The sequence below is a fragment of the Aulosira sp. FACHB-615 genome, from assembly GCF_014698045.1.
Taxonomy (GTDB): Bacteria; Cyanobacteriota; Cyanobacteriia; order Cyanobacteriales; family Nostocaceae; genus Nostoc_B.
Window position 1 is genome coordinate 1 of record NZ_JACJSE010000021.1, and the last position, 21,268, is coordinate 21,268.

22 protein-coding genes and 2 pseudogenes are annotated in these 21,268 nt (G+C 38.8%); 8 read left to right on the forward strand and 16 right to left on the reverse strand.

Annotated features, from left to right (window positions below):
* A partial coding sequence (locus H6G77_RS24990; protein WP_396020686.1) for a WD40 repeat domain-containing protein occupies positions 1-388 on the forward strand: 388 nt, incomplete at its 5' end.
* Positions 389-680: 292 nt separating this feature from the next.
* Positions 681-1,916 (forward strand): LL-diaminopimelate aminotransferase, encoded by a 1,236-nt coding sequence (locus tag H6G77_RS24995; RefSeq protein WP_190873063.1) that lies wholly within the window; start codon positions 681-683, stop codon positions 1,914-1,916.
* Between the two features lie 44 nt (positions 1,917-1,960).
* Here H6G77_RS24995 and H6G77_RS25000 read toward each other — a convergent pair whose 3' ends face one another.
* The 6 genes from H6G77_RS25000 to H6G77_RS25025 all read right to left on the reverse strand — a co-directional run bounded on the left by H6G77_RS25000 (position 1,961) and on the right by H6G77_RS25025 (position 6,576).
* Positions 1,961-2,578 (reverse strand): RloB family protein, encoded by a 618-nt coding sequence (locus tag H6G77_RS25000; protein ID WP_190873015.1) that lies wholly within the window; start codon positions 2,576-2,578, stop codon positions 1,961-1,963.
* On the reverse strand, positions 2,571-3,824 hold the full coding sequence (locus H6G77_RS25005; protein ID WP_190873016.1) for an ATP/GTP-binding protein: 1,254 nt from the start codon (positions 3,822-3,824) through the stop codon (positions 2,571-2,573). The genes H6G77_RS25000 and H6G77_RS25005 overlap by 8 nt, the downstream gene beginning before the upstream one ends.
* A gap of 310 nt (positions 3,825-4,134) precedes the next feature.
* A complete protein-coding gene (locus tag H6G77_RS25010; protein ID WP_190873017.1) occupies positions 4,135-4,977 on the reverse strand; it encodes a NifU family protein in 843 nt (280 codons plus the stop codon).
* 47 nt (positions 4,978-5,024) lie between these two features.
* A complete protein-coding gene (locus H6G77_RS25015; RefSeq protein WP_190873018.1) occupies positions 5,025-5,249 on the reverse strand; it encodes a hypothetical protein in 225 nt (74 codons plus the stop codon).
* A gap of 8 nt (positions 5,250-5,257) precedes the next feature.
* Positions 5,258-5,524 (reverse strand): hypothetical protein, encoded by a 267-nt coding sequence (locus H6G77_RS25020; protein ID WP_190873019.1) that lies wholly within the window; start codon positions 5,522-5,524, stop codon positions 5,258-5,260.
* Between the two features lie 77 nt (positions 5,525-5,601).
* Positions 5,602-6,576, reverse strand: a complete 975-nt coding sequence (locus H6G77_RS25025) for a hypothetical protein (protein WP_190873020.1) — start codon at positions 6,574-6,576, stop codon at positions 5,602-5,604.
* Positions 6,577-7,160: 584 nt separating this feature from the next.
* Here H6G77_RS25025 and H6G77_RS25030 point away from each other — a divergent pair.
* From H6G77_RS25030 to H6G77_RS25045, 4 genes and pseudogenes are all read left to right on the forward strand, one after another.
* Positions 7,161-8,123, forward strand: coding sequence for a hydrogenase small subunit (locus tag H6G77_RS25030; RefSeq protein WP_190873021.1), 963 nt, complete (start codon positions 7,161-7,163; stop codon positions 8,121-8,123).
* 145 nt (positions 8,124-8,268) lie between these two features.
* The gene (locus H6G77_RS25035; protein ID WP_190873022.1) at positions 8,269-8,844 is read left to right on the forward strand and encodes a hypothetical protein; all 576 of its coding nucleotides are present in this window, start codon (positions 8,269-8,271) and stop codon (positions 8,842-8,844) included.
* Positions 8,845-8,937: 93 nt separating this feature from the next.
* Positions 8,938-9,447, forward strand: a pseudogene (locus tag H6G77_RS25040) (nickel-dependent hydrogenase large subunit); the annotation flags it as partial.
* 236 nt (positions 9,448-9,683) lie between these two features.
* Positions 9,684-11,240, forward strand: a complete 1,557-nt coding sequence (locus H6G77_RS25045; RefSeq protein ID WP_190873023.1) for an ATP-binding protein — start codon at positions 9,684-9,686, stop codon at positions 11,238-11,240.
* 232 nt (positions 11,241-11,472) lie between these two features.
* Here the strand turns inward: H6G77_RS25045 and H6G77_RS25050 are convergent, their stop codons facing one another.
* Complete coding sequence (locus H6G77_RS25050) at positions 11,473-12,441, reverse strand: hypothetical protein (RefSeq protein WP_190873024.1); 969 nt, start codon at positions 12,439-12,441, stop codon at positions 11,473-11,475.
* Positions 12,442-12,727: 286 nt separating this feature from the next.
* On the opposite strand from H6G77_RS25050, the gene H6G77_RS25055 reads away from it, so the two are divergent.
* Positions 12,728-14,278: an ATP-binding protein gene (locus tag H6G77_RS25055; RefSeq protein ID WP_190873025.1), complete on the forward strand. Its 1,551-nt coding sequence runs from the start codon at positions 12,728-12,730 to the stop codon at positions 14,276-14,278.
* Between the two features lie 208 nt (positions 14,279-14,486).
* On the opposite strand, the gene acsF is transcribed toward H6G77_RS25055, so the two are convergent.
* Together acsF and H6G77_RS25065 are read right to left on the reverse strand one after the other, a co-directional pair.
* Positions 14,487-15,545 (reverse strand): magnesium-protoporphyrin IX monomethyl ester (oxidative) cyclase, encoded by a 1,059-nt coding sequence (acsF, locus tag H6G77_RS25060; protein WP_190675372.1) that lies wholly within the window; start codon positions 15,543-15,545, stop codon positions 14,487-14,489.
* A 115-nt stretch (positions 15,546-15,660) separates the two neighbouring features.
* The gene (locus H6G77_RS25065; RefSeq protein WP_190873026.1) at positions 15,661-17,121 is read right to left on the reverse strand and encodes a site-specific integrase; all 1,461 of its coding nucleotides are present in this window, start codon (positions 17,119-17,121) and stop codon (positions 15,661-15,663) included.
* 116 nt (positions 17,122-17,237) lie between these two features.
* Here H6G77_RS25065 and H6G77_RS25070 point away from each other — a divergent pair.
* Positions 17,238-18,338, forward strand: a pseudogene (locus tag H6G77_RS25070) (nickel-dependent hydrogenase large subunit); the annotation flags it as partial.
* 77 nt (positions 18,339-18,415) lie between these two features.
* Here the strand turns inward: H6G77_RS25070 and H6G77_RS25075 are convergent.
* The 7 genes from H6G77_RS25075 to H6G77_RS35865 all read right to left on the reverse strand — a co-directional run bounded on the left by H6G77_RS25075 (position 18,416) and on the right by H6G77_RS35865 (position 21,230).
* Entirely contained in the window at positions 18,416-18,625 is a 210-nt protein-coding gene (locus H6G77_RS25075; protein ID WP_190692031.1) for a DUF6887 family protein, read from the reverse strand.
* Positions 18,622-18,831 (reverse strand): DUF6888 family protein, encoded by a 210-nt coding sequence (locus H6G77_RS36665; protein WP_396020687.1) that lies wholly within the window; start codon positions 18,829-18,831, stop codon positions 18,622-18,624. The genes H6G77_RS25075 and H6G77_RS36665 overlap by 4 nt, the downstream gene beginning before the upstream one ends.
* Entirely contained in the window at positions 18,803-19,411 is a 609-nt protein-coding gene (locus tag H6G77_RS25080) for a hypothetical protein (RefSeq protein ID WP_190873027.1), read from the reverse strand. Before H6G77_RS25080 ends, H6G77_RS36665 begins: the two co-directional genes overlap by 29 nt.
* A 34-nt stretch (positions 19,412-19,445) precedes the next feature.
* Entirely contained in the window at positions 19,446-19,925 is a 480-nt protein-coding gene (locus tag H6G77_RS25085) for a hypothetical protein (protein ID WP_190873028.1), read from the reverse strand.
* A 176-nt stretch (positions 19,926-20,101) separates the two neighbouring features.
* Entirely contained in the window at positions 20,102-20,485 is a 384-nt protein-coding gene (locus H6G77_RS25090) for a DUF433 domain-containing protein (RefSeq protein WP_190873029.1), read from the reverse strand.
* A 95-nt stretch (positions 20,486-20,580) separates the two neighbouring features.
* Positions 20,581-20,838 (reverse strand): hypothetical protein, encoded by a 258-nt coding sequence (locus H6G77_RS25095; RefSeq protein WP_190675384.1) that lies wholly within the window; start codon positions 20,836-20,838, stop codon positions 20,581-20,583.
* Positions 20,835-21,230 (reverse strand): hypothetical protein, encoded by a 396-nt coding sequence (locus H6G77_RS35865; protein ID WP_242049298.1) that lies wholly within the window; start codon positions 21,228-21,230, stop codon positions 20,835-20,837. The genes H6G77_RS25095 and H6G77_RS35865 overlap by 4 nt, the downstream gene beginning before the upstream one ends.
* Between the last annotated feature and the right edge of the window lie 38 nt (positions 21,231-21,268).

Below are 21,268 nucleotides of genomic sequence, written 5' to 3' on the forward strand. Positions count from 1 at the left end.
GTGGGATGTGCAGACTGGGGAGTGTCGCCTGAGTTTGGCTGGTCATAAAGGTGGGGTTAACTCAGTCGCCTGGAGTGGGGATAATCTCACCTTAGCTAGTGGTAGTAGTGATGAGACTGTGAAACTGTGGGATGTGCAGACTGGGGAGTGTCGCCTGAGTTTGGCTGGTCATGAAGGTGGGGTTAGGTCAGTCGCCTGGAGTGGGGATAATCTCACCTTAGCTAGTGGTAGTAGTGATGGGACGGTGAAACTGTGGGATGTGCAGACTGGGGAGTGTATTGCTACTTTTAGCCATCAGTTATATGCGGGGTTGAAGATTAAGGATGTAAAGGGGTTAACTCAGGCGGAGATATTAAGTTTGAAGGCGCTGGGGGCGGTGAAGGATTAGGGAGGAATTTATTGCAAGCAGAGACGCGGAGGCGCAGAGAGTAAGAGAGTGTTAATTTTCTTGATTTGAGGCGAGTCTGGGTACACAGATTTGGTTAGTCGCATTTTGTCTTCCAGGATATCAAGCTAGTACAGGTCGGCGTAAATAAACAGACCATAAGAAATTGCTAAAAGGCTTGTGGTACAGTCATTATTTCTTTTTACTTTTGCCTTTTTACTTTTGCCTTATTGTACTAGGCATAGTCAAGAGCAATTAGCTGTAAGCTGTTGTAGTGCGTATTTCACTATCTAATATGGCGACGATTAACGACAACTACCTGAAGTTGAAGGCTGGTTATCTGTTCCCGGAAATTGCGCGGCGGGTAAATGCTTTTGCGGAAGCTAACCCTGATGCTAAAGTTATTCGTTTGGGAATTGGCGATGTTACCGAACCTTTACCAGAAGCGTGCCGCACAGCGATGATTAAAGCTGTGGCAGAAATGGGCGATCGCGCAACTTTTAAAGGCTACGGGCCAGAACAAGGTTATGCTTGGTTAAGGGAAAAAATTGCGGCTCAGGATTTTCAAGCACGCGGCGCAGACATCGATGCGTCAGAAATCTTTATTTCTGATGGTTCCAAGTGCGACACTGGTAATATTCTCGATATCTTTGGTAACAACAACGTCATTGCTGTAACTGACCCTGTGTATCCTGTATATGTAGACACTAATGTGATGGCGGGTCATACAGGCGCAGCTAACGATAAAGGTGAGTTTGCAGGCTTAGTATATCTGCCTGTGACAGCAGAAAATAACTTCACGGCGGAAATTCCGCAGGCAAAAGTTGATTTAATTTACCTTTGTTTCCCCAATAACCCCACTGGTGCAACTGCAACCAAAGAACATCTCAAAGCTTGGGTAGACTACGCCAAAGCCAACGGTTCAATTATTTTCTTTGATGCAGCTTACGAAGCTTATATTACAGATCCGAGCTTACCTCATTCTATTTATGAAATTGCAGGTGCGCGAGATTGTGCGATCGAATTTCGTTCTTTTTCTAAAAATGCAGGCTTTACCGGAACTCGTTGTGCTTTAACTGTTGTACCCAAAACCTTAACAGCCAAAGCCGCAGATGGTTCTGATGTGGAACTGTGGAAACTGTGGAACCGCCGCCAGTCCACCAAGTTCAACGGTGTATCTTACATTGTGCAAAGGGGTGCGGAAGCAGTTTATTTTGAAGATGGACAAGCTCAAACCAAGGCTTTGGTGAGTTTCTATTTGGAAAATGCCAAAATTATTCGAGAAAAACTCACCGCCGCCGGACTCGCAGTTTATGGCGGTGTCAATGCGCCTTACGTTTGGGTGAAAACTCCCAATGGACTATCGAGTTGGGATTTCTTTGATAAATTGCTGCATACTTGCAATGTAGTTGGTACACCTGGTTCTGGCTTTGGCGCTGCGGGTGAAGGCTACTTCCGCATTTCCGCATTCAACAGCCGGGAAAATGTCGAAGAAGCGATGAAGCGAATTACTGAAAAGTTTAAGGTGTAGAAACTTGTGGTGGGCAATGCCCACCTGATTAAAATAGTGAACTATCATCTAATAAATTTATTTAGCTCTTCAACTAAATAATGTACTGTTGTTGAAGGATTATCACTTTCTGGATTGGGAGGATCATATTGTTTCATAATTTTTTTAGCATTTTTAATGGCAATAGCTTGTCGACTTTCTAGCTCCTCATATATTGTTAAACTATTCTTTTTGTACTTCTTGTTCAGAAATGTATTTAACTTATTAATATAATCATTTCGAGGAAGCCCAGTGTTAAGAAATTCAAAATGTAAAACGTACCATAGCTCAAAAGCTTCATTAGAGTAAGCAACTTTGAATCCCTCTCTTTCTGCATTAGCAATTGCATTATTAAAATCTTGCTTAGGCCAATCATCTCGGTCAAATACACACCAAACTTGATCGTAATCTCCTTGAGCTTTTAATTCTTTTGTCTTTTCCACTAGTTTGCTAGGATTAACACCTAATCCTAAAATCTTACTCATATCCTTTACATCCCCAGCAACAGGAAAGCTTTTAAAGTATTTCGGTTCGGTTTCCCTTCCTTCACAAACTATTAAAAACCTATCAAATGGTTCTTTTGTTTCAACTTTTCTATCAGCATAGCCACGAGATGATGCTTTTCTTGAGTCTTTTCTAGGCATCAGGCTCACCAAAGAGTTGACTTAAATCACCAATGTATGGAATTGCGCCATATCTGCCTTTAATATAATCACTTTCAAATGAGGCATCATTGCGGATTTTAAATTCTACTAATGAATATAAATCTGTTGCACCATATTTGTTCTTTTCAGTAAACCAAATCTGATCTCTACGGAAGAGTTTATTGGTGAGTAAATTAGTATCATGTGTCATAAATATTAATTGTGCATTATGATAGTTCGTTTCATTAGAGTTAAATAATGTAACAATTGCTTTGCTAATTAAAGGATGCAGCCTAGCATCAAATTCATCAAATATTAAAGCTTTACCCTCTTTAAGAGTATTGATTAAAAGTCCAGCAATAAAAAATATTTTTTGAGTTCCTTCTGATTCTTGACTATCTAAATCAAATAATTCTATAGAGACAGAATTACCCTCTGTATCGAACTTGTTATGTCCAGTCTTGATTATTGTGAATAAATAATCAATATTTCCATGAATTATAGATTTAATTAATTTGATTTCTTTAATACTCAAATCTAGTTGTTTTATTAGTTGGACAATTTCTCTTTTAGAACTATCTTCTTTAGATAAACTGTCTATTGTATAATCCAAGTAATTCTTGTCTTCTAAACCTGATACAATCTGAAGCTTTGTTGTTAACCAATTTAATATTATTTCAGCAATTTCTACATTAAATTGAGCAGCTACTGATAAAAAAAGTGCATTGCGTCTAGTTTTTGGATGAATACCCTCACCTTTAAAGGTTTTAGATAAATTGATTTTATCAGTATTCCCATTATTCACTCTTTCAAACAGCCGAGTTTCTCTTTTATTAGGAACGTAAAATAGCCACTCAGAAACAACTCTTTCTTGATTGGCTTCAAATCCATATCTATACTTTTTGTTTTTTAATAAAAAGACAATTTCAAATAAAGATGGTTGTGTTTCGGTTTCTGTGCTTAATCTAAAAGGCTCCACTCTAATTTTTTCTGTGCTTTGTGTTTCCTTAGAAGAGTTAATCATAAACCACTTCATAAAGTTCATGGCTTTTGCTAGATTACTCTTTCCACTAGCATTAGCACCATAAATTGCCGCACTTTTAAGTAATTTCAACTCGTCATCAACTGCAAAAACATTGTTATCATCAAGTTGCTTATCTTTGGCAACAATGTTAGCCGCAACCATGCTAAAGGTAACTTTATCCTTAAAAGAACGGTAATTACCAACACTAAACTCTATGAGCATAGTAACCTCTGCATACTAAACTATATATTTGTGAAAATTTCACAAATATATAATATAAGCATAGCGGCTATTGATTGATATTAACTCAGGACTTACGCAGCAAGATTGTTTGTGGAGATGGGGTTTAGAGGCGAAAGGGTATCAGGGGTGGGGCTTTGGAGACATACACCCCTACGGAGAAATCAAAATTCAAAGTTCAAAAGTAAGAGAATTTTTGACTTTTGACTTGATTTCGCCTCTACACCCTCTCCTCAACCCTTGCTTTTTCGTTTTTATGTGTAAGTCCTAATGTGAATGTAAGGGTTCCTGATTATCGGGAAATTTTGACAAACGCCTTATCACCTTTAATTTGAACTGGATAGGAGTGTAAAGGGACATCAGCAGTTAAACATTTCCCTGTATCTAGTTGATATTGAAACCCGTGAGTAGGACAGGTGATGATGCCATTTTCTACCTTTCCGCCGTCCAGTGGTGATGCGAGATGAGAACAAGCGTTGCGGTAACAGGTAATGCGATCGCCTTGACGATATAAAATCAGTGAATGTCCGCCAACTTTGCTGACAAATATCCCCGCATCAGGAATTTGTTCTACTGTTGCTACCCTCACCCAAGCAGTTGTAATTGTGGGCGGAAAAGGAGTAGTTAAACCAGTATTGGTATTATCTACCGTAGAGCGATCGCCAACCGCAACCACTTGCGTAATTTCTGGACAATAATTTTTAATTGCCTGTTCGACTCCCTGAGATAAAGTCAAATTAGAAGCTGGACAACTGCTGCAAGTTCCGATTAACCTAACTTCTACTGTATCTGGTGGTTTAAAAGCAACTAATTCTATATCTCCATTGTGGCTTTTTAACCCTGGACGTACTTCATCAAGGGCGGCTTGAATGCGCTGTAATATTGGTGGTAGCGGTGGTTTAACTAAGTCATGATATAGCAAAACTGCATACACAACTTGATCATCAGCAGCATGACGTAAAGCTGAAATAGATTCTTGTTTGAGGCTTTTAATCAACCGTGTCAATGCTTCTTTATGCAAAGCTTCAATCGCTCCTTTCAGACCGACTGCCACACACCTTTGACTTTCATCCCACTCAGATATAATTGCCTCAAAGCGGTTAATCTCTTCAATGAATTCTTCGAGGTTGGTCATCAATAAAAGTATGAAGTGTGAAATGATGGGAACTGTTGACTAATTCATTACTTCATTTTGAAATCTTTCAGTAAGAAAGGCATCAAAGCGCCTGTAATTAAACTAGATAGAGTTATGGGAATACACAAAGGAATTTCGGCTTGAGCAAGTGCTAGTAGTGATAGCAAACCAACACTAATGCCAATGCCAGTTTGTTGCACAAAATACATAGGTTCACGTAATAGCTTACCCCGGAAAAATAACTTAGCCGAAAACCAACCTAATTCAATCATATTTCCTCCTAATAATTGTTTAATAAGGTTAATAAAGCAAAACCTAAAAGTATCGCGGGAATCGCGCCAGCCGGAGCAAATAACGCCCCTAACATTGCCGAAAAAGAATAACCAATATCTTTACCTGCTAATATCATGCCGCCAATTGCACCGCCAATCATCGAAATAATTGTTGCGATAACTAACCATACTGTTCCAGTAACTATATTCAGGTCACTAGACACCATACTCGTGAGAAAATCACTCACATTAAAATTGCTCAATAACTCACTCATTTTTCTTCCTTCTCTGCGAGACGCTGCGCGAACGCGCTCTTTGTGTCCTTTGCGGTTCGTTAATAAATCTGGTCAGCCTAACTACTAGCCATAATTTCCACTTCTACATCTTTTAATGCTTGCACGACTAAATCAGCTTGTTCTAATTGTTGATGTTCGGTAAAGATTGACCAAGCTTCTTGATAGTAATTCCGGGCTTGTAAAAGATTTTGGGGATTACCTAATTCTGGCTGTTCAGGATTATCAGGTAAGTTGAATAAAGCGTTAGCTTTGTTAGAAATTGTGTTAGCATATTCTAAAGGTGTATCTCTAGAATTACGCACTTTTAACGCTTCATTGTATGCTGCGATCGCCTTTAAATTATTCTCGACAGGATGAGAACTAACTAAATACTGCAAAGCGTTACCTAAATTATTTTGCAGCATGGCATATTCTCTAGGATGATCAATCAAATTAATATGCTTTAGGGCAACTTCAAATGATTGGACTGCTAACCCCTGGCGTAAATATTCCCGTTCTGAAGCCATTGGCATCGACAGGTAGGCGATCGCAATATTGTTGTATAAAATCGCGTAATCTTGCGGGTAATCTTCCCAGGTAAACACCCGCAAAGCTTCATGATAAGCCTGAATACTATCACTAATTCGCGCTAAATTATACGGCGCTAAAGACTGCAATACCAAGCCATAATTCATCTGCGCCTCTGCAACTTCCTCCGGCGTGGCTAACTTTTGTAAAACTGGTAATGCTTCTTCATAACCAGCCTTGGCTTGTAGCAGCAATTCCGTATCCGTGTGGGGAATAATCTGCAAAGTTCCAGACATTCCCACCTGCGCCTTAGCTTTCAGCAGTGGATACTCATTACCAGACATTTCATAAGCACGATAATACAATCCAACTGCATTTCGCAAATCCTGGGCAGTTTTCGGCTTCTTTTGAAACCCTTGTGCCATTTCGATGAGCATCTGGATTTTTTCTGCTGTCGTTGCTGACTCCGACGCGATCGCTGCTACAGCTGCTTTCACCGCCGAATCTGTAATGCTAGGTGTCATAATTACCCTACTCTAGCTATTAAAAAAATTACTCGATTCCCGCCCTCAAAATACACAAAATGTTCCTCACTACCAAAGGCTATGAAAGTATGAAGTATGAAGTATGAAGTGTGAAGTATGAATAAATACACCCATATATTTCGCTAGAGAGCAATTAATTATGGGTAACTTATTGATGTTGTGGTTTGTAGTGAGACATCAAAGCATAAATTTCAGACTTCAGACTTTACACTTCATACTTTATCCCCCAGTTTCCTTACTATAAAACACTCTATTTTCAAAAATCTAGAGGAGAATTAACAATATTATTATCAAAATTCCATACTCTCCTGATTAAAATTATTTTTTGTATCACTAGCAAACTAAATATATTATTTGATAGCCATAAATACCTATTTAAACCTTCATGATATGAACTATTATTGCCTCTGCATCATATTTACATCATCCTGAAGATAATTAATTTTTCTTGAAAAAATAAAAATATAATAAAAAAATACCTTATGGTGAAGAATAAACATCAAAAACAGGTGAGACTCTACAACGCTGATCACCTGGATAAAAAATCAACCAACACATAGCCAATGACTAACGTACTCTGGCTGCAAGGTGGTGCCTGTTCGGGCAACACCATGTCGTTTCTCAATGCCGAAGAACCGACAGTATGCGACCTCATATCTGACTTTGGCATTAAAGTGCTTTGGCATCCTTCCTTGGGGTTGGAATTAGGCAATAACTTACAAACCCTGCTGTGGGACTGCATTTTAGGTAACATCTCCCTCGATATTTTGGTATTTGAAGGCAGTGTAGTAAATGCCCCCAACGGCACAGGGGAATGGAATCGCTTTGCCGATCGCCCGATGAAAGATTGGTTAATCGACCTAGCCAAAGCTGCCAGCTTCATAGTTGCTGTCGGAGATTGTGCTACTTGGGGGGGGATTCCCGCAATGTCTCCCAACCCCAGCGAATCCCAAGGTTTACAATTTCTCAAACGACAAGAAGGTGGCTTTTTAGGTAAAGACTTCCGCGCCAAATCAGGATTACCTGTGATCAACATTCCAGGATGTCCCGCACACCCTGATTGGATAACGCAGATATTAGTGGCGATCGCTACCGGACGCATCGGCGATATTGCTTTGGATGAACTCAATCGCCCCCAAACCTTCTTCAACACCTTTACCCAAACAGGCTGTACCCGCAACGTCCACTTTGCCTACAAAGCCACAACCGCCGAATTTGGTCAACGTAAAGGCTGTCTGTTCTACGACTTAGGCTGTCGCGGCCCCATGACTCATTCATCCTGTAACCGCATCTTGTGGAACCGCGTCTCCTCCAAAACCCGCGCCGGAATGCCCTGTTTAGGTTGTACAGAACCAGAATTTCCCTTCTTTGACCTCAAACCCGGAACCGTATTTAAAACCCAAACCGTCATGGGAGTTCCCAAAGAACTACCCCCAGGAGTCAACAAAAAAGACTACGCCCTCCTCACAATGGTTGCCAAAGATGCAGCACCACCTTGGGCAGAGGAGGATTTTTTCACAGTTTAGTAATTAATTACAGTGCTTTGGTTGATGAGTTGAGGCGGTATTTTGAAACTGTTGATTTAAGTGCAAGATTCAATTAAGGTGTGATACTTTGTGAGCAAACTACGTATTAGTTGCAACTGTAGTGAAGCCACAAAGGAGTAAATATATGGGTGCAGAAAATCTGAATGATGACGAAGATTTATACTGTCATGCGGATCTTGACTGGATGACAATCAAAAGTTCAGATGTTAATGCTGTTGTAAATGCTTTAGAGTTAGAGAATATTCAACAAGGAAGGTTCAGTTGTTTCGGGGATACAGCTAATACTTTCGTGTTTCCTACTCCAAATGATTGGATAATCATTTTTCATCAGTGGGAACCAAGGGGAAGTTCCGCAGAATATCTGAATGCAATGCAGCAAATAGTCACTGAATTAAGCCAGAAATTTGGTGAGGTACAGGCTTTTGCAGCTTACGAAGATGTCATCTCCTACGCGCATTGGATACTCGCACAAAATGGTATTCTGATTAGATCATTTGCAAAAGCCGGTGAAACCGATCTATTTCGGAATTTTGGAGAAGCGACAGAAGCTGAGAGTTTCATCGACTGGACAGATGCAGAACTATTTCCAGGAATGCCAGAAGTTATCCGACTATCTCAAACATGGAGTACAGAACCAATCTTTTCTAACCATCCAGGTGATGTAGTGGGTGTACTTGGATATAAGCATTTGCAACTTTAAGCGTAAAAGACATCTGAATTAATATCTACCGCAACTGCCTCAACTGTTATTACCGCATCACTAACTACATATCAATGAAAACAGGAGAGGAGAATGGGAAAACAAACATTAGACATTTCACCCGTCGGGAGAGTCGAGGGTGATTTAGATGTTCGCGTGGAAATTGCCGACGGCTATGTAGTCAACGCCTGGACTCACGCCGAACTATTTCGCGGCTTTGAAATTATCCTCCGTGGCAAAGACCCCCAAGCCGGATTAATTGTCACACCCCGGATTTGCGGTATTTGCGGCGGTTCTCACCTCACATCTGCATCCTGGGCATTGGATACAGCCTGGGGTACAGAAGTACCACGCAACGCCATCTTAGCCAGAAACCTCGGTCAAATTGTCGAAACTATCCAAAGTATCCCCCGTTACTTTTATGGATTATTCGCCATTGACTTAACAAATAAAAACTACCGTAGTAGTCGCTTCTATGATGAAGCAGTCCGCCGCTTTTCTGCGTTCACCGGGAAATCTTACGAACTCGGTGTGACCATTTCCGCCAAACCCGTAGAAATTTACGCTCTACTAGGTGGACAATGGCCGCACAGCAGTTATATGGAAATAAATTAGGAAATGGCTTATGTAGTAAGGATTTGCCAGGATAGGTGGAATGATTCCCTCAGTTTTCCTTAAATTAGGCAATAAACCCACTCAAACAACATCATAAATCCATTTATTTTTATCTACTAAAAGTTATTTGCTTTTCTCAGGCGTTACCTAACTTTTCCCTACATAGCCTCGCTCCAACCCCAAAATCATCTAAACTCAAAGTGTCCGCTAACCCTCAAAGTCTTATGCCTCGCTGGTTTAATATTGCAGGCCCTTGTAACCCTGAAAAGCACTACACCATCTCAGCCACAAGTCGCCTTCCTGACTTGTCAATGCTGATTGAACAAGAAAGTTATTTTGTTCTTCATGCACCACGACAAACAGGGAAAACCACCGCAATGTTAGCCCTAGCACAGCAACTTACCGATACAGGACGTTATGCAGCAGTAGTGGTATCGGTAGAAGTGGGAAGTGCTTTTAATCATGATCCAGGCGCGGCAGAATTGGCGATTTTGGGAACTTGGTATGATACGATTTCTATCCGCTTATCTAATGAATTACAACCACCTGTTAAGCAATGGCAAAAGGAAGAACCAGGAAACAGAATTAAGGCTTTTTTGCAAGGTTGGGCAAAAGCTTTACCTCGACCTTTGGTAGTATTTATAGATGAAATTGATTCCCTACAAGACCAAACACTAATTTCAGTATTGCGGCAATTACGAGATGGTTTTCCCAATCGTCCAGAAAATTTTCCCTCATCGGTAGGATTAATTGGTTTAAGGGATGTGCGAGATTATAAAGTGGCATCCGGTGGTAGTGACAGGTTAAACACATCCAGTCCTTTTAATATTAAAGTCACTTCCATTACTTTGCGAAATTTTAATGCCGAGGAAGTTGCAGAACTATATCAACAACATACAGCAGAAACAGGACAAATTTTCACACCAGAAGCCACAGCAACAGCCTTTGATTTAACTCAAGGACAACCTTGGTTAGTGAATGCTCTGGCTAAAGAAGTTGTGGAAAAAATGGTGAAGGATAGAAGTATTGCTATTACAAAAGAGCATATTTTACAAGCGAAAGAAATATTAATTGCTCGTCAAGATACTCATCTTGATAGTTTAGCTGAACGCTTACGAGAACCAAGGATAAAAGCAATTATCGAGCCGATGTTAGCGGGTTTGGAATTGGGGGATATACCCAATGATGATATTCAATTTGTGATTGATTTAGGTTTATGTAAAATGCACCCCCAAGGTGGATTAACCATTGCTAATCCCATTTATCGGGAAGTTTTACCCAGAGTGTTAACGGTGACACCAATGGCTTCCCTACCAGTTATTGCACCAACTTGGTTAACCCCAGAAGGAGAATTAAATTTAGATGCGTTACTGGCAGCATTTCTCAAGTTTTGGCGACAGCATGGAGAACCATTATTAGGTAGCACTGGGTATCATGAAATTGCCCCCCACATCGTATTAATGGCTTTCTTGCATCGGGTGATCAATGGTGGTGGAGTCTTGGAGAGGGAATATGCAATTGGTAGTGACAGAATGGATTTATGTCTGCGTTACAAAGATGTCACGTTAGGTATTGAGTTAAAGGTATGGCGGGAGAAAAAGCGTGACCCCCAAGCTGAGGGGATTGAGCAATTAGAATCCTATTTAGCCCGTTTGGGGTTGGATTTTGGTTGGTTATTTGTGTTTGACAGGCGTAAAAATGCCCTCCCAATGGAAGAACGTTTGTCAACTCAGGTTGTGGTGACACAAAATCAGCGCAGGATTACTGTGATTCGGGCTTGAGTATTTTGTATGATTGATTTGTTTGTTTGAGCGATCGCTTTTCTCAAATATGTTTAACAGTGAAATTATAAGGTGCGTTACATTCCATTAACGCACCCTACTGGATTGGCGATCATGCTTCAAAATCTCTTCTTTTTAACTCTTCCAAAAGAGCAATACGATATGATTCTTTTCTGAATTGTCTTTCTCTTTCCACTTCTTCTCTACTCATAGAACCTGATTCTATTAGACTTTATTCCAATTTCAACATCTCATTTTTCAATATCGACATAACTTCGTCATTTGTATGTTCAGCATACAACCTCTCAACCCATTTATTAAACTCTTTATCTCTTTGCTTTTGTTTTGAGATGACTTGTGTATCAAGACAGTTCAAGCAATAATACATAGTTTCATCATCTGAAATGTTATTTCTTATTCTTGTTTCTGAACCACAGGATGAGCATTTTGTATCGTATGGTTCAAAGGGTAAAAATGAAAATTCTTCATTATCTTTCTCTTGTTTTCTCGTATTTTTCAAATAATCAATTTTTGCAATTTTTTCATCACAGACAAAACACTTACAATCTTTATGATCATCCTTAAAGACTACGAAACCAAGTGACCGACAACTCGGACATACAACAAGAATTCCATTATTACTTTCAGTAATCCCATTAATTACTGGCTCGAACTTTTTTAGCCTTTGCCGTTTATATTCTTCATAACTAGTTGCAATTGATTTTATCTGCCCAAACTTTTTTTGTTGTTCAACTGTACTCTTGTCAATTAGGTGTTTATCCCAGAAATTTATAATTTCATCTAATGCTGAAGCAATAGTTTCTTTACATTCACTGATAGATACTTTTACCTCAAAATGCTCAAATCTATTTCTTAAGGCTCGAAGCATTTTAAATGGTTTGTCGTTAATATCAATGTTTAGAATACCCTTAAGCCTTTTAAGCAACTCATCATGATAGATACTTACAAAATCCCCACTTTGAAGCTTCCTGGGATCTGCACTACTAACATCTTGAAATATTAAGCTCCAATGCTCTTGTCTAAGTTTTTCTTTTAGTAATAATTCAATTCCTGAGTAGAGATGTAATATGGAATATTTAAGAAAGTGTGGAGATTCAAGACGATTAAGAAATAATGGACGTACTGCCTCAAGAATATAATCTATGCCATTATCTAGCAAACTTAATATAATGTTTTCCATCTCTTTGCTTATATGTATAACTTGTACTGATGTACATCAACATACCAAGAACTTTTTTGCAGATCATCAATATCCACATATTATACAGACATTTTCCAGATAACTACCTAAATCTGGGTGGATAGCAATAAATTCTCTGGCTATTATCTTTTCCCAAGTAATAGACGGAATGATTCGGTATATCTACCCGATGTTCATACAAACAAAAATCCTCAATTAGCCCTTCCTGCCATCCCCAATCTTAAAATCGTCTAAACTCAAAGTATCCGCTAACTGCCAAAATCCTATGTCTCGCTGGTTTAATATTGCAGGCCCTTGTAAAGACGATATCCACTATATGCTCTCTCCAACAATACGATTACCAGATTTGGAGGAGCTAATTCGACAGCGTAGTTATTTTGTCGTTCATGCACCGCGACAAACAGGGAAAACCACAGCAATGTTAGCCCTAGCACAGCAACTTACCGCCACAGGACGTTATGCAGCAGTAATGGTATCTGCGGAAGTGGGAAGTGCTTTCAATCATGACCCCAGTGCAGCAGAATTAGCGATTTTGGGAACTTGGCGTAATACAATTGAGGATAACTTACCCCCAGAACTACAACCCCCAGCTTGGGTTTATAATGCCCCTGGGCAGAGAATTGGCGAAAATTTAAGAGCTTGGTCAAAAGCTATAAATCGTCCGTTAGTATTATTTATAGATGAAATTGATTCCCTACAAGACCAAACACTAATTTCAGTTTTACGACAGTTACGTGAAGGCTATCGCAGTCGTCCAGAAAATTTCCCCTCATCCGTGGGATTAATTGGTTTAAGAGATGTCCGGGATTATAAGGTAGCATCAGGTGGGAGTGACAGGTTAAACACATCCAGTCCTTTTAATATTAAAGTCAGTTCCATTACTCTGCGAAATTTTAATGCCGAGGAAGTTGTAGAACTATATCAACAACATACAGAACAGACAGGACAAATTTTCACAACAGAAGCAACAGCAACAGCCTTTGATTTAACCCAAGGACAACCTTGGTTAGTTAATGCCCTTGCTAAGGAAGTTGTGGAAAAGATGGTTAAAGATAGAAGTATTGCTATTACTAAAGAACATATTTTACAAGCAAAAGAAATATTAATTGCCCGTCAAGATACTCATCTTGATAGTTTAGCTGAACGCTTACGAGAACCAAGGATCAAAGCAATTATCGAGCCGATGTTAGCGGGTTTGGAATTGGGGGATATACCCAATGATGATATTCAATTTGTGATTGATTTAGGTTTATGTAAAATGCACCCCCACGGTGGATTAACTATTGCTAATCCCATTTATCGGGAAGTTTTACCCAGGGTATTAACAGTGACACCAATGGCTTCCCTACCAGTGATTGCACCAACTTGGTTAACTCCAGAAGGAGAATTAAATATAGATGCGTTACTTGCAGCATTTCTCAAGTTTTGGCGACAGCACGGAGAACCGTTATTAGGTAGCACTAGCTATCATGAAATTGCACCGCATATTGTATTGATGGCTTTCTTGCATCGTGTGGTTAATGGTGGTGGCATTTTGGAGAGGGAATATGCAATTGGTAGTGACAGAATGGATTTATGTCTGCGTTACAAAGGTGTGATATTAGGTATCGAGTTAAAGGTATGGCGGGAGAAAAAGCGCGATCCCCAAGCTGAGGGGATTGAGCAGTTGGAATCCTATTTAGGGCGTTTGGGGTTAGATTTTGGTTGGTTATTTGTGTTTGACAGGCGGAAAAATGCCTTGCCAATGGAAGAACGTTTATCAACTCAGGTTGTGCTGACACAACATCAGCGTCGGATTACTGTGATTCGGGCTTGAGTATTTTGTATGATTGATTTGTTTGGATATTGCGCGATCGCAGTTAATCGCAGTTAAGGAAGCGCAAGATAATGGATTTTGAGCGATCGCGTTAACCCAATATTAGCGATCACTGTTAATCACAGTTAAGGAAGCACAAGAAAGATCGCTTTTCCCAAAGATGTTTAACGGTAAAATTATAAGGTGCATTACATTTCATTAAAGCACCCTACAGAATTGGCGATCGCACTTGTGTATTAATTGATTTCATGACAAATAAACGTAACATAACTAATAAAATAATGGAATAATGCGGAATCTTTCTAATCAATTTTAAGAGATTGTTCTGATTTGAAATATTGATTTTTTCATTTTCTGAGATATGCAGCAAGCAAATATCTAATTCTTCAAAGAAATGCGACTCTTCAACATTGAGAACTACAGGTAAATCTTTTCTGATAGAGTTGTTGACTTTTCTTATTGTAGATATGTAGTAGTCACGAGCATCTAGCCCAAGCAATGCAAGGAGTTTATCATTACTTTTATGCTTGAAGTATGTCATGCTGAAAATCATCAGCAAGAAGAACTTGCAGAGTAATCTTGCCTTTAATCCATTAGAAAGTTGTAGTTGGGATTTAATAATTGCACCAAAAAAATCTCCATGTCGATTCTCATCTTCACTCCATGATTTATAGAAGCTAAAAAGAGGATAAATGGAGTATTCAGGATGAGATTCTAAATGCTCGAAAATAGTTATGTAATAACAGCTAGAAATTCTCTCAGACAGATAAGTAGAGTAGATAAACCATGAAAAAGGTAGAAAAACATATTTTCTATGTTCTTTCTTTAGAAAACCCAATCCAGGTTTAATATGAAAATCTAAGAAGGCTTTATTTAAAAAACTAGCGTGACGAGCTTCATCACGAGACATCAGAGAGAATCCATCTGAGAGGACACTGTTTGTTTCTTTAAGTTCATATGATAGTTCTTTGTAAAGGATAAATCCTGAGTACTCAGCAGCACAGTACATTTTTAGAAGTTTAATTATGAGTTCTCGCGCCTCACCTTGAATGTGATCCCAAGATTGAACAAATCTCTCGTCACGTATATACTTGTCTTTAGTGTAGTCGTTCTTTAGATTGGAGATAGCAGTACTAAAGGCTTCTTGAAATCTTGAGGTATCAGTACTAGAAAGTTTTCCGATATTAGTTGTATAAAATCCTACGGAAATGAGAGTTTCTTTCGCTAAAATCTCGGTGTTTGACTGTGTGTTTTCAACATATCCCATATTCTAAATCCTTTATTAAATGTCAGTCTCCATACTACTTCAAGAGAAGAACCTTAGCAATTCCTGAGTCTCAGATCAGGAATTTGATTGGAAGTGTTGCAGTCTAACTATTTATTTAGACATTCTCCAACAATTTCAACTTTTCCACCTCTAACCTCAACCTCTCATTCTCCATCCTTAAAGCCAATATTTCATTCTTCTGCAACTCAATTAACGACTTTTGACTAATTACCTCACCAAAGGCTTTTTTCCGATTTTCAATCCCAAACCATCTTTGATAAGTTTTTGTATGCTCATCAACAGTATGACCTAAATTATCTGCTGCGGCTTTAATGGGTATTCCTTGAAGATGCGCTCGAATTGCACAAGCATGACGTAAATCATAAGGTTGAAACTCAATTCCCACTTTTCTAAACCATCTGGATATATCTCTCCGCATCCAATTAATATTTTGTACAGAGGCAATTTTTGCCACCTTTTGTTCTAAAATATTTAATGGTTTGGGATTTTTTAAATCAAATAATTCTATCCATTCAGCTACAAAAGGAAGAACTTCTCGATATCCAGTTTTTGTATTTTTATTCACTTTCCAAGTGTGGTCTATATTTTGGGGAGACATCCACCAATTAATATCCGGTTCTACAAATAATTCCCTTGGTCTTAACCCATAAGTCGCTAACATTCCATATACCCAACGCCACATTTCCCAAGTGTCTATTTCATCACTAATATTTGTATTTTTGCGGTTAAGGGCGAATTTTTCAAATAATTCAAAAGCAGATATTATTTTTTCATCATCAGGGATTTCTCGATAAGCAGGGGTGACATTATCACGTTTAACATCGAGTTTAAATCCTAAATTAAAGGTTTTAATCAAAACAGAAGTTACCGCAATCAGTTCATTTTTTTTATTCCCCTGAACTGAATTAATAATTTCCTCAAAATTTTCTTTTGTGGCTACATAAGTGAGAGGGAAGTTTCTTTTGATGACAGATATGTAGTTAGCAAAAGTATTTTGACTGGTGATACTTTTCTGACGTGTTTGGTAATATTTTTCTTCAAATGTATCTAATAATTCCCTAATTGTTTTTATTTCTTGCTTTTCTCTAGATTTAATTCCTAAATACTTTTCATTCCACTGGAAAGTGTGACGAGCAATTAATTTACCCAACTCATAACTTTCCTCAATTGCAGTTTTTAATCCCTCTAAATTTGCTGGTATCCCTAGAGACAAGTCATACTGTTTTTTTTGCTTACCTGAATTTCCATCGCCTGGTTTTAAGGGTAGGGTAGCTCGTAATTGGAGAGAATTGCCAGTTTGTTTAATGCTAACTCTTATTCTCTCCCTTTTTAAATTAGTATTGGCTTCGACTAACTTTTGTTCAAAAACTGCTTGATACTGTAATTCCGTTGCTTTTATTTTCGCCATTGTTCCCCTATAGCTACCGTCTGTGGTGTTCTGCGGCTCAAAATCGGCAAATATATCGGCGAATAAGTCGGTTAAATCTGCATTTACATATTCATGTGTAGATGTGGAATATGTTTCCTCGCAATTACCCTGATTTTCTCGGCTCATTCCCTAAATATTCCCTTATTTATAAACCGAAATGGTGAAAATAAAATGTTCTTGTCGAGCAAAATTACTTTACACAATAAGTTACTCAGTAACATTTTTAATATATCACCAGTTGTCATAGCAGTTATATGGTGCCTGGTGGTGTGATGTGCGCCCCCACCCTCACCGACATTACCCGCGCCTGGGCAATTCTCGAATATTTCCGCACCAACTGGTTAGAACCAGTATGGTTAGGCTGTTCTTTAGAACGCTACGAAGAAATACAGACTTACGATGACTTTATGAACTGGTTAGATGAAGACATCAAACATCGTGAGTCAGACTTAGGCTTTTATTGGCGGATGGGTCTAGATATTGGTCTAGATAGATATGGCGCAGGTGTTGGTAGATACGTCACTTGGGGATATTTAGCCCATGAAGATAGATACCAAAAGCCCACCATTGAAGGGCGGAATGCAGCGATGATTATGAAGGGTGGCGTGTATGACAGCTTCACCGACACGCACAGCCTAATGGATCAGTCCTTCGCCCGCGAGAATTTAACCCATTCTTGGTACGATGAAGGGACAGCAGATATTCATCCAAGCGATCGCACTACAAAACCCACTGCCAATAATACAAAAGACTTCGAGAATGCCTATTCTTGGGCAAGTGCCGTATTACACAAAGACTTCGGACGCTTAGAAGCAGGCCCCTTAGCGCGTCAATTAGTAGCAGGTGGTAATCACGGCGAATCTTGGCAACATCATGATGGGTTTATTCTTGATGTATTCAAAAAAATGGGCGGTGCTAATATTCACGTTCGTCAGTTAGCCAGACTCCACGAAATCGTTAAACTATATCGCCAAGCCGAACACTGTTTGCGTGAGTTCAAGTTAAACGACCCTTGGTATATTAAACCCACAGAAAAAGACGGCAAAGGTTGGGGCGCAACCGAAGCCGCGCGGGGTGCTTTGTGTCACTGGGTAGACATCGAAGGCGGTAAGATTAAGAACTACCAAGTAATTGCCCCTGGTACGTGGAACATCGGCCCCCGTGACGGTCAAGATAAACGCGGCCCCATTGAAGAAGCGTTAGTAGGGACACCTATTGAAGATCCGACTGACCCTGTAGAAGTTGGACACGTCGCCCGTTCTTTTGATTCCTGTCTTGTGTGTACAGTCCACGCCCACGATGCGAAGACAGGCGAGGAGTTGGCACGTTTTCGGACTGCGTAAGTTTAAACGCCGAGAGTTTTTTATGAGTATGGCTAATGGCTATTTGTTATTTAGTCATTAGCTTATTCCATATCACATCAAGCTTGAGAATTACCACGAAAACGTTCCATAAATTCAGGATAATTATCCAAATCTTGCAATGATTCTAATGGTGGCATTTCAATCCAATTTGCCTCCGCGTGCAATTTATCTATATAAGCATAAAAAGCTTCTTGGTCATCCCGATGAGCAAGAACATAATCATGTAATTCTTTCTGACTCATAGCTTGAAAGTTAGGCTTACTCATCCGATGTACCTCCACCGTCCGTTAGGGTATATTTCTATAATATTTTCCTCGCCAGCCAGCAAGAATATATTTCCTGTTCGTTCATCCATACGAACAATATTGATAGGTAAATAAAGTTTTGTAAACCAGCAGCACAATATATAACACTGCGTTTTTTGTTCTGGTGTAGGGATAGTTTTAACTCCTTGTGGATATTTTGAAAGCACTAAAAGAAAAAATAGTATTTAAAGCTATTAAAGCAATTAAGACTTGTTGAATTCCAACTGATAAAGGAACAAAAACTAGCAAGCCTACAAGAATCATAGACAAAAATGACAAGTACAATCCAATTATTGTAGAGTTACGGCGTTTACTGGATGTTTGCTGTGTCATAGCTGGTTGATTTTTATCAGGGTTACTTATAACTATTCTATCAACGTGCAAATTATTGATTTGAGAATCATTTCTTAACCTACGGCGTTCTTCTTGAAGCATTATATTAATAACATTGGTTAGAGATTGAATCACTATTTGCTGATTAGGCTCAGATTCAACAGCTTGTCTCAATTCTATAGCTGCTTCAGCAACTTCCGTGTCTTTCTCTATTACTTCCTCAATTTGTATCAAAGCTTCACCATAATTTTCTATTTGTATATTTTTTTCAATCGTATCTGGATATTTTTTTCTCATTAAAGTAAGTAGCTTTTGGCTAGATTCCCATACGTTCTCTCCAATTGTTTCACCTAGTTTCTCAAGACTCTTACTAGCTAAAATAGCTGCAATTGCTGCTAAACTTAACGTTTCCATATTTAAATTTTATTAAATAATTGTATGAAGATTTTTAAGACTTAGGGTGAAATATTGATGTAAATTTATCAGATACTTTATCAATAAACTCTAAAAATTCATTAGATAACTGATCAAAAGGAATTCTCAGTAATGTTGCTAGTCCTAAAAGTAAGACGAATGTTCCTACCAGGGGATAAGAAAAATACATTATGCCTAACCCTATTGCAGATGTAACTGATGAAGTAACTGTAATGGTTATCTCTTTTCTAGTTTGAGTTAAACGCTCATAATTTTGTCGTTTCTTAATTTCTTCAATTTGATTTTGCTGCCATTGCTGTTTAAGAGCAATTTCTTTTAATTCTAGAAGCTCTCTAATCTCATCTAAAGATTGTTTTTGAGAAATTAGTTGATCTAAACGTTCTAGAGCAGATTGCGTTGATGAAGAAACCAATGCTCCACCATTCTCTGGCACAATCTGTAATTCTGGCTTATCTTTATTAACTTGCTCGTCTCCTGGCTCTTGATACTGCATACACTCCAGTACAAAGCTATATTATTGGCACACAGCTATAGTAACTTAATAAAGTGCTTTTACAGAATAAATCTGAAATTTTTAATACCCTAACGTAAGTAATTACTAAGATTTACTTTTTGAGATCGCTTTTTCATTCACTACAATCAGCTATTTGTATAATTTGATAATGCGGGCTAAAAGCGATCGCAGATAAAACCAAGTTTAGCTTTCCAAGCCAGAAGTTTAGCATAAATTTCTTCCTGTCCTGGCTTTGGTGGCATTTTAGCTATTTGTGCAATGCGATCGCGGTTTTTCTCTTCCCAGTATTTACGTAGCTCTTGGGTTTCTTTTAAAACTGTTTGATATTCTGCTTCTACTTCAGTACGGTTGGCGTTAATATATGCAAGTGCAGCATCAAGTTGTTCTTCTGTTAAAGGAAGCCAATTTCGGATCAATTGAGGTGTCCATCCAGCCAAAAGGTGATCCATAACATCATAAATAGTGATGCGTGTTCCAGCGATCGTCAGACCACGTTCTGTACGGATAATAGCTGATTTCTCATTAAATACTGGAGTCATACCTAATAATCTCCCAGATTTTTCTATATCATTATTCTAGTTTCTGAATGAGAGCGATCTCATTACAGATACAGTTTCAGTAATTTATTTTTGTGCTACTGCCCTAGAAGTTTATCGTATTCTGAATGTGAGCCAATCCAAAACCAAACTATTTTGTTATCTTCTTGAACAGCTAATGCCCGATAGTGTAAGCCAATTCTTGCAGACCAAAAACTCCCTACTTTCTTGAAATGCAGTGATGGATACCAGGGATCTTGCTTGAGTAAAGCATAACACTGATCAGCGAGTTCCTGAATATTGCGTGGTAACTGTCGGTAGTGATACCAAAAGTCTGGAGTTGCTTTGTGTATCACAGATCCGTACAGTGTCCTTTCCGCAGATGTTCTAATGCTTTCTGAGCAAGATTATTGAGCTTTCCTGTTTGTACATCTTTCTCAAACTTTTGATCCCAAATAGCAGCATCAAATTCTGCAAACCAATTACGAAAAGCAGATAGTTCTTCTGGTGAAAATTGACTCACAGCACGTTCAATCACCAACTCATTAAAAGACCGAAAACTTCCTGCATCAAAATCATCTAATCCTTTTTGAATACCTTGTACAGCCTCTTGTGACTCCTGCACTTCCCACTCTAGGACACTGGCTAGTAACTCAGATACAACAATACTAATATCTTGACCTTGGCGAGCAGCTTTATCACGTAGTAATGCTTCTAATTCTGGGCTAAGGGTAACAACAATTGACATTAAGCTCATCCTTTAGCATTCAGCTTCTAAGCAATATT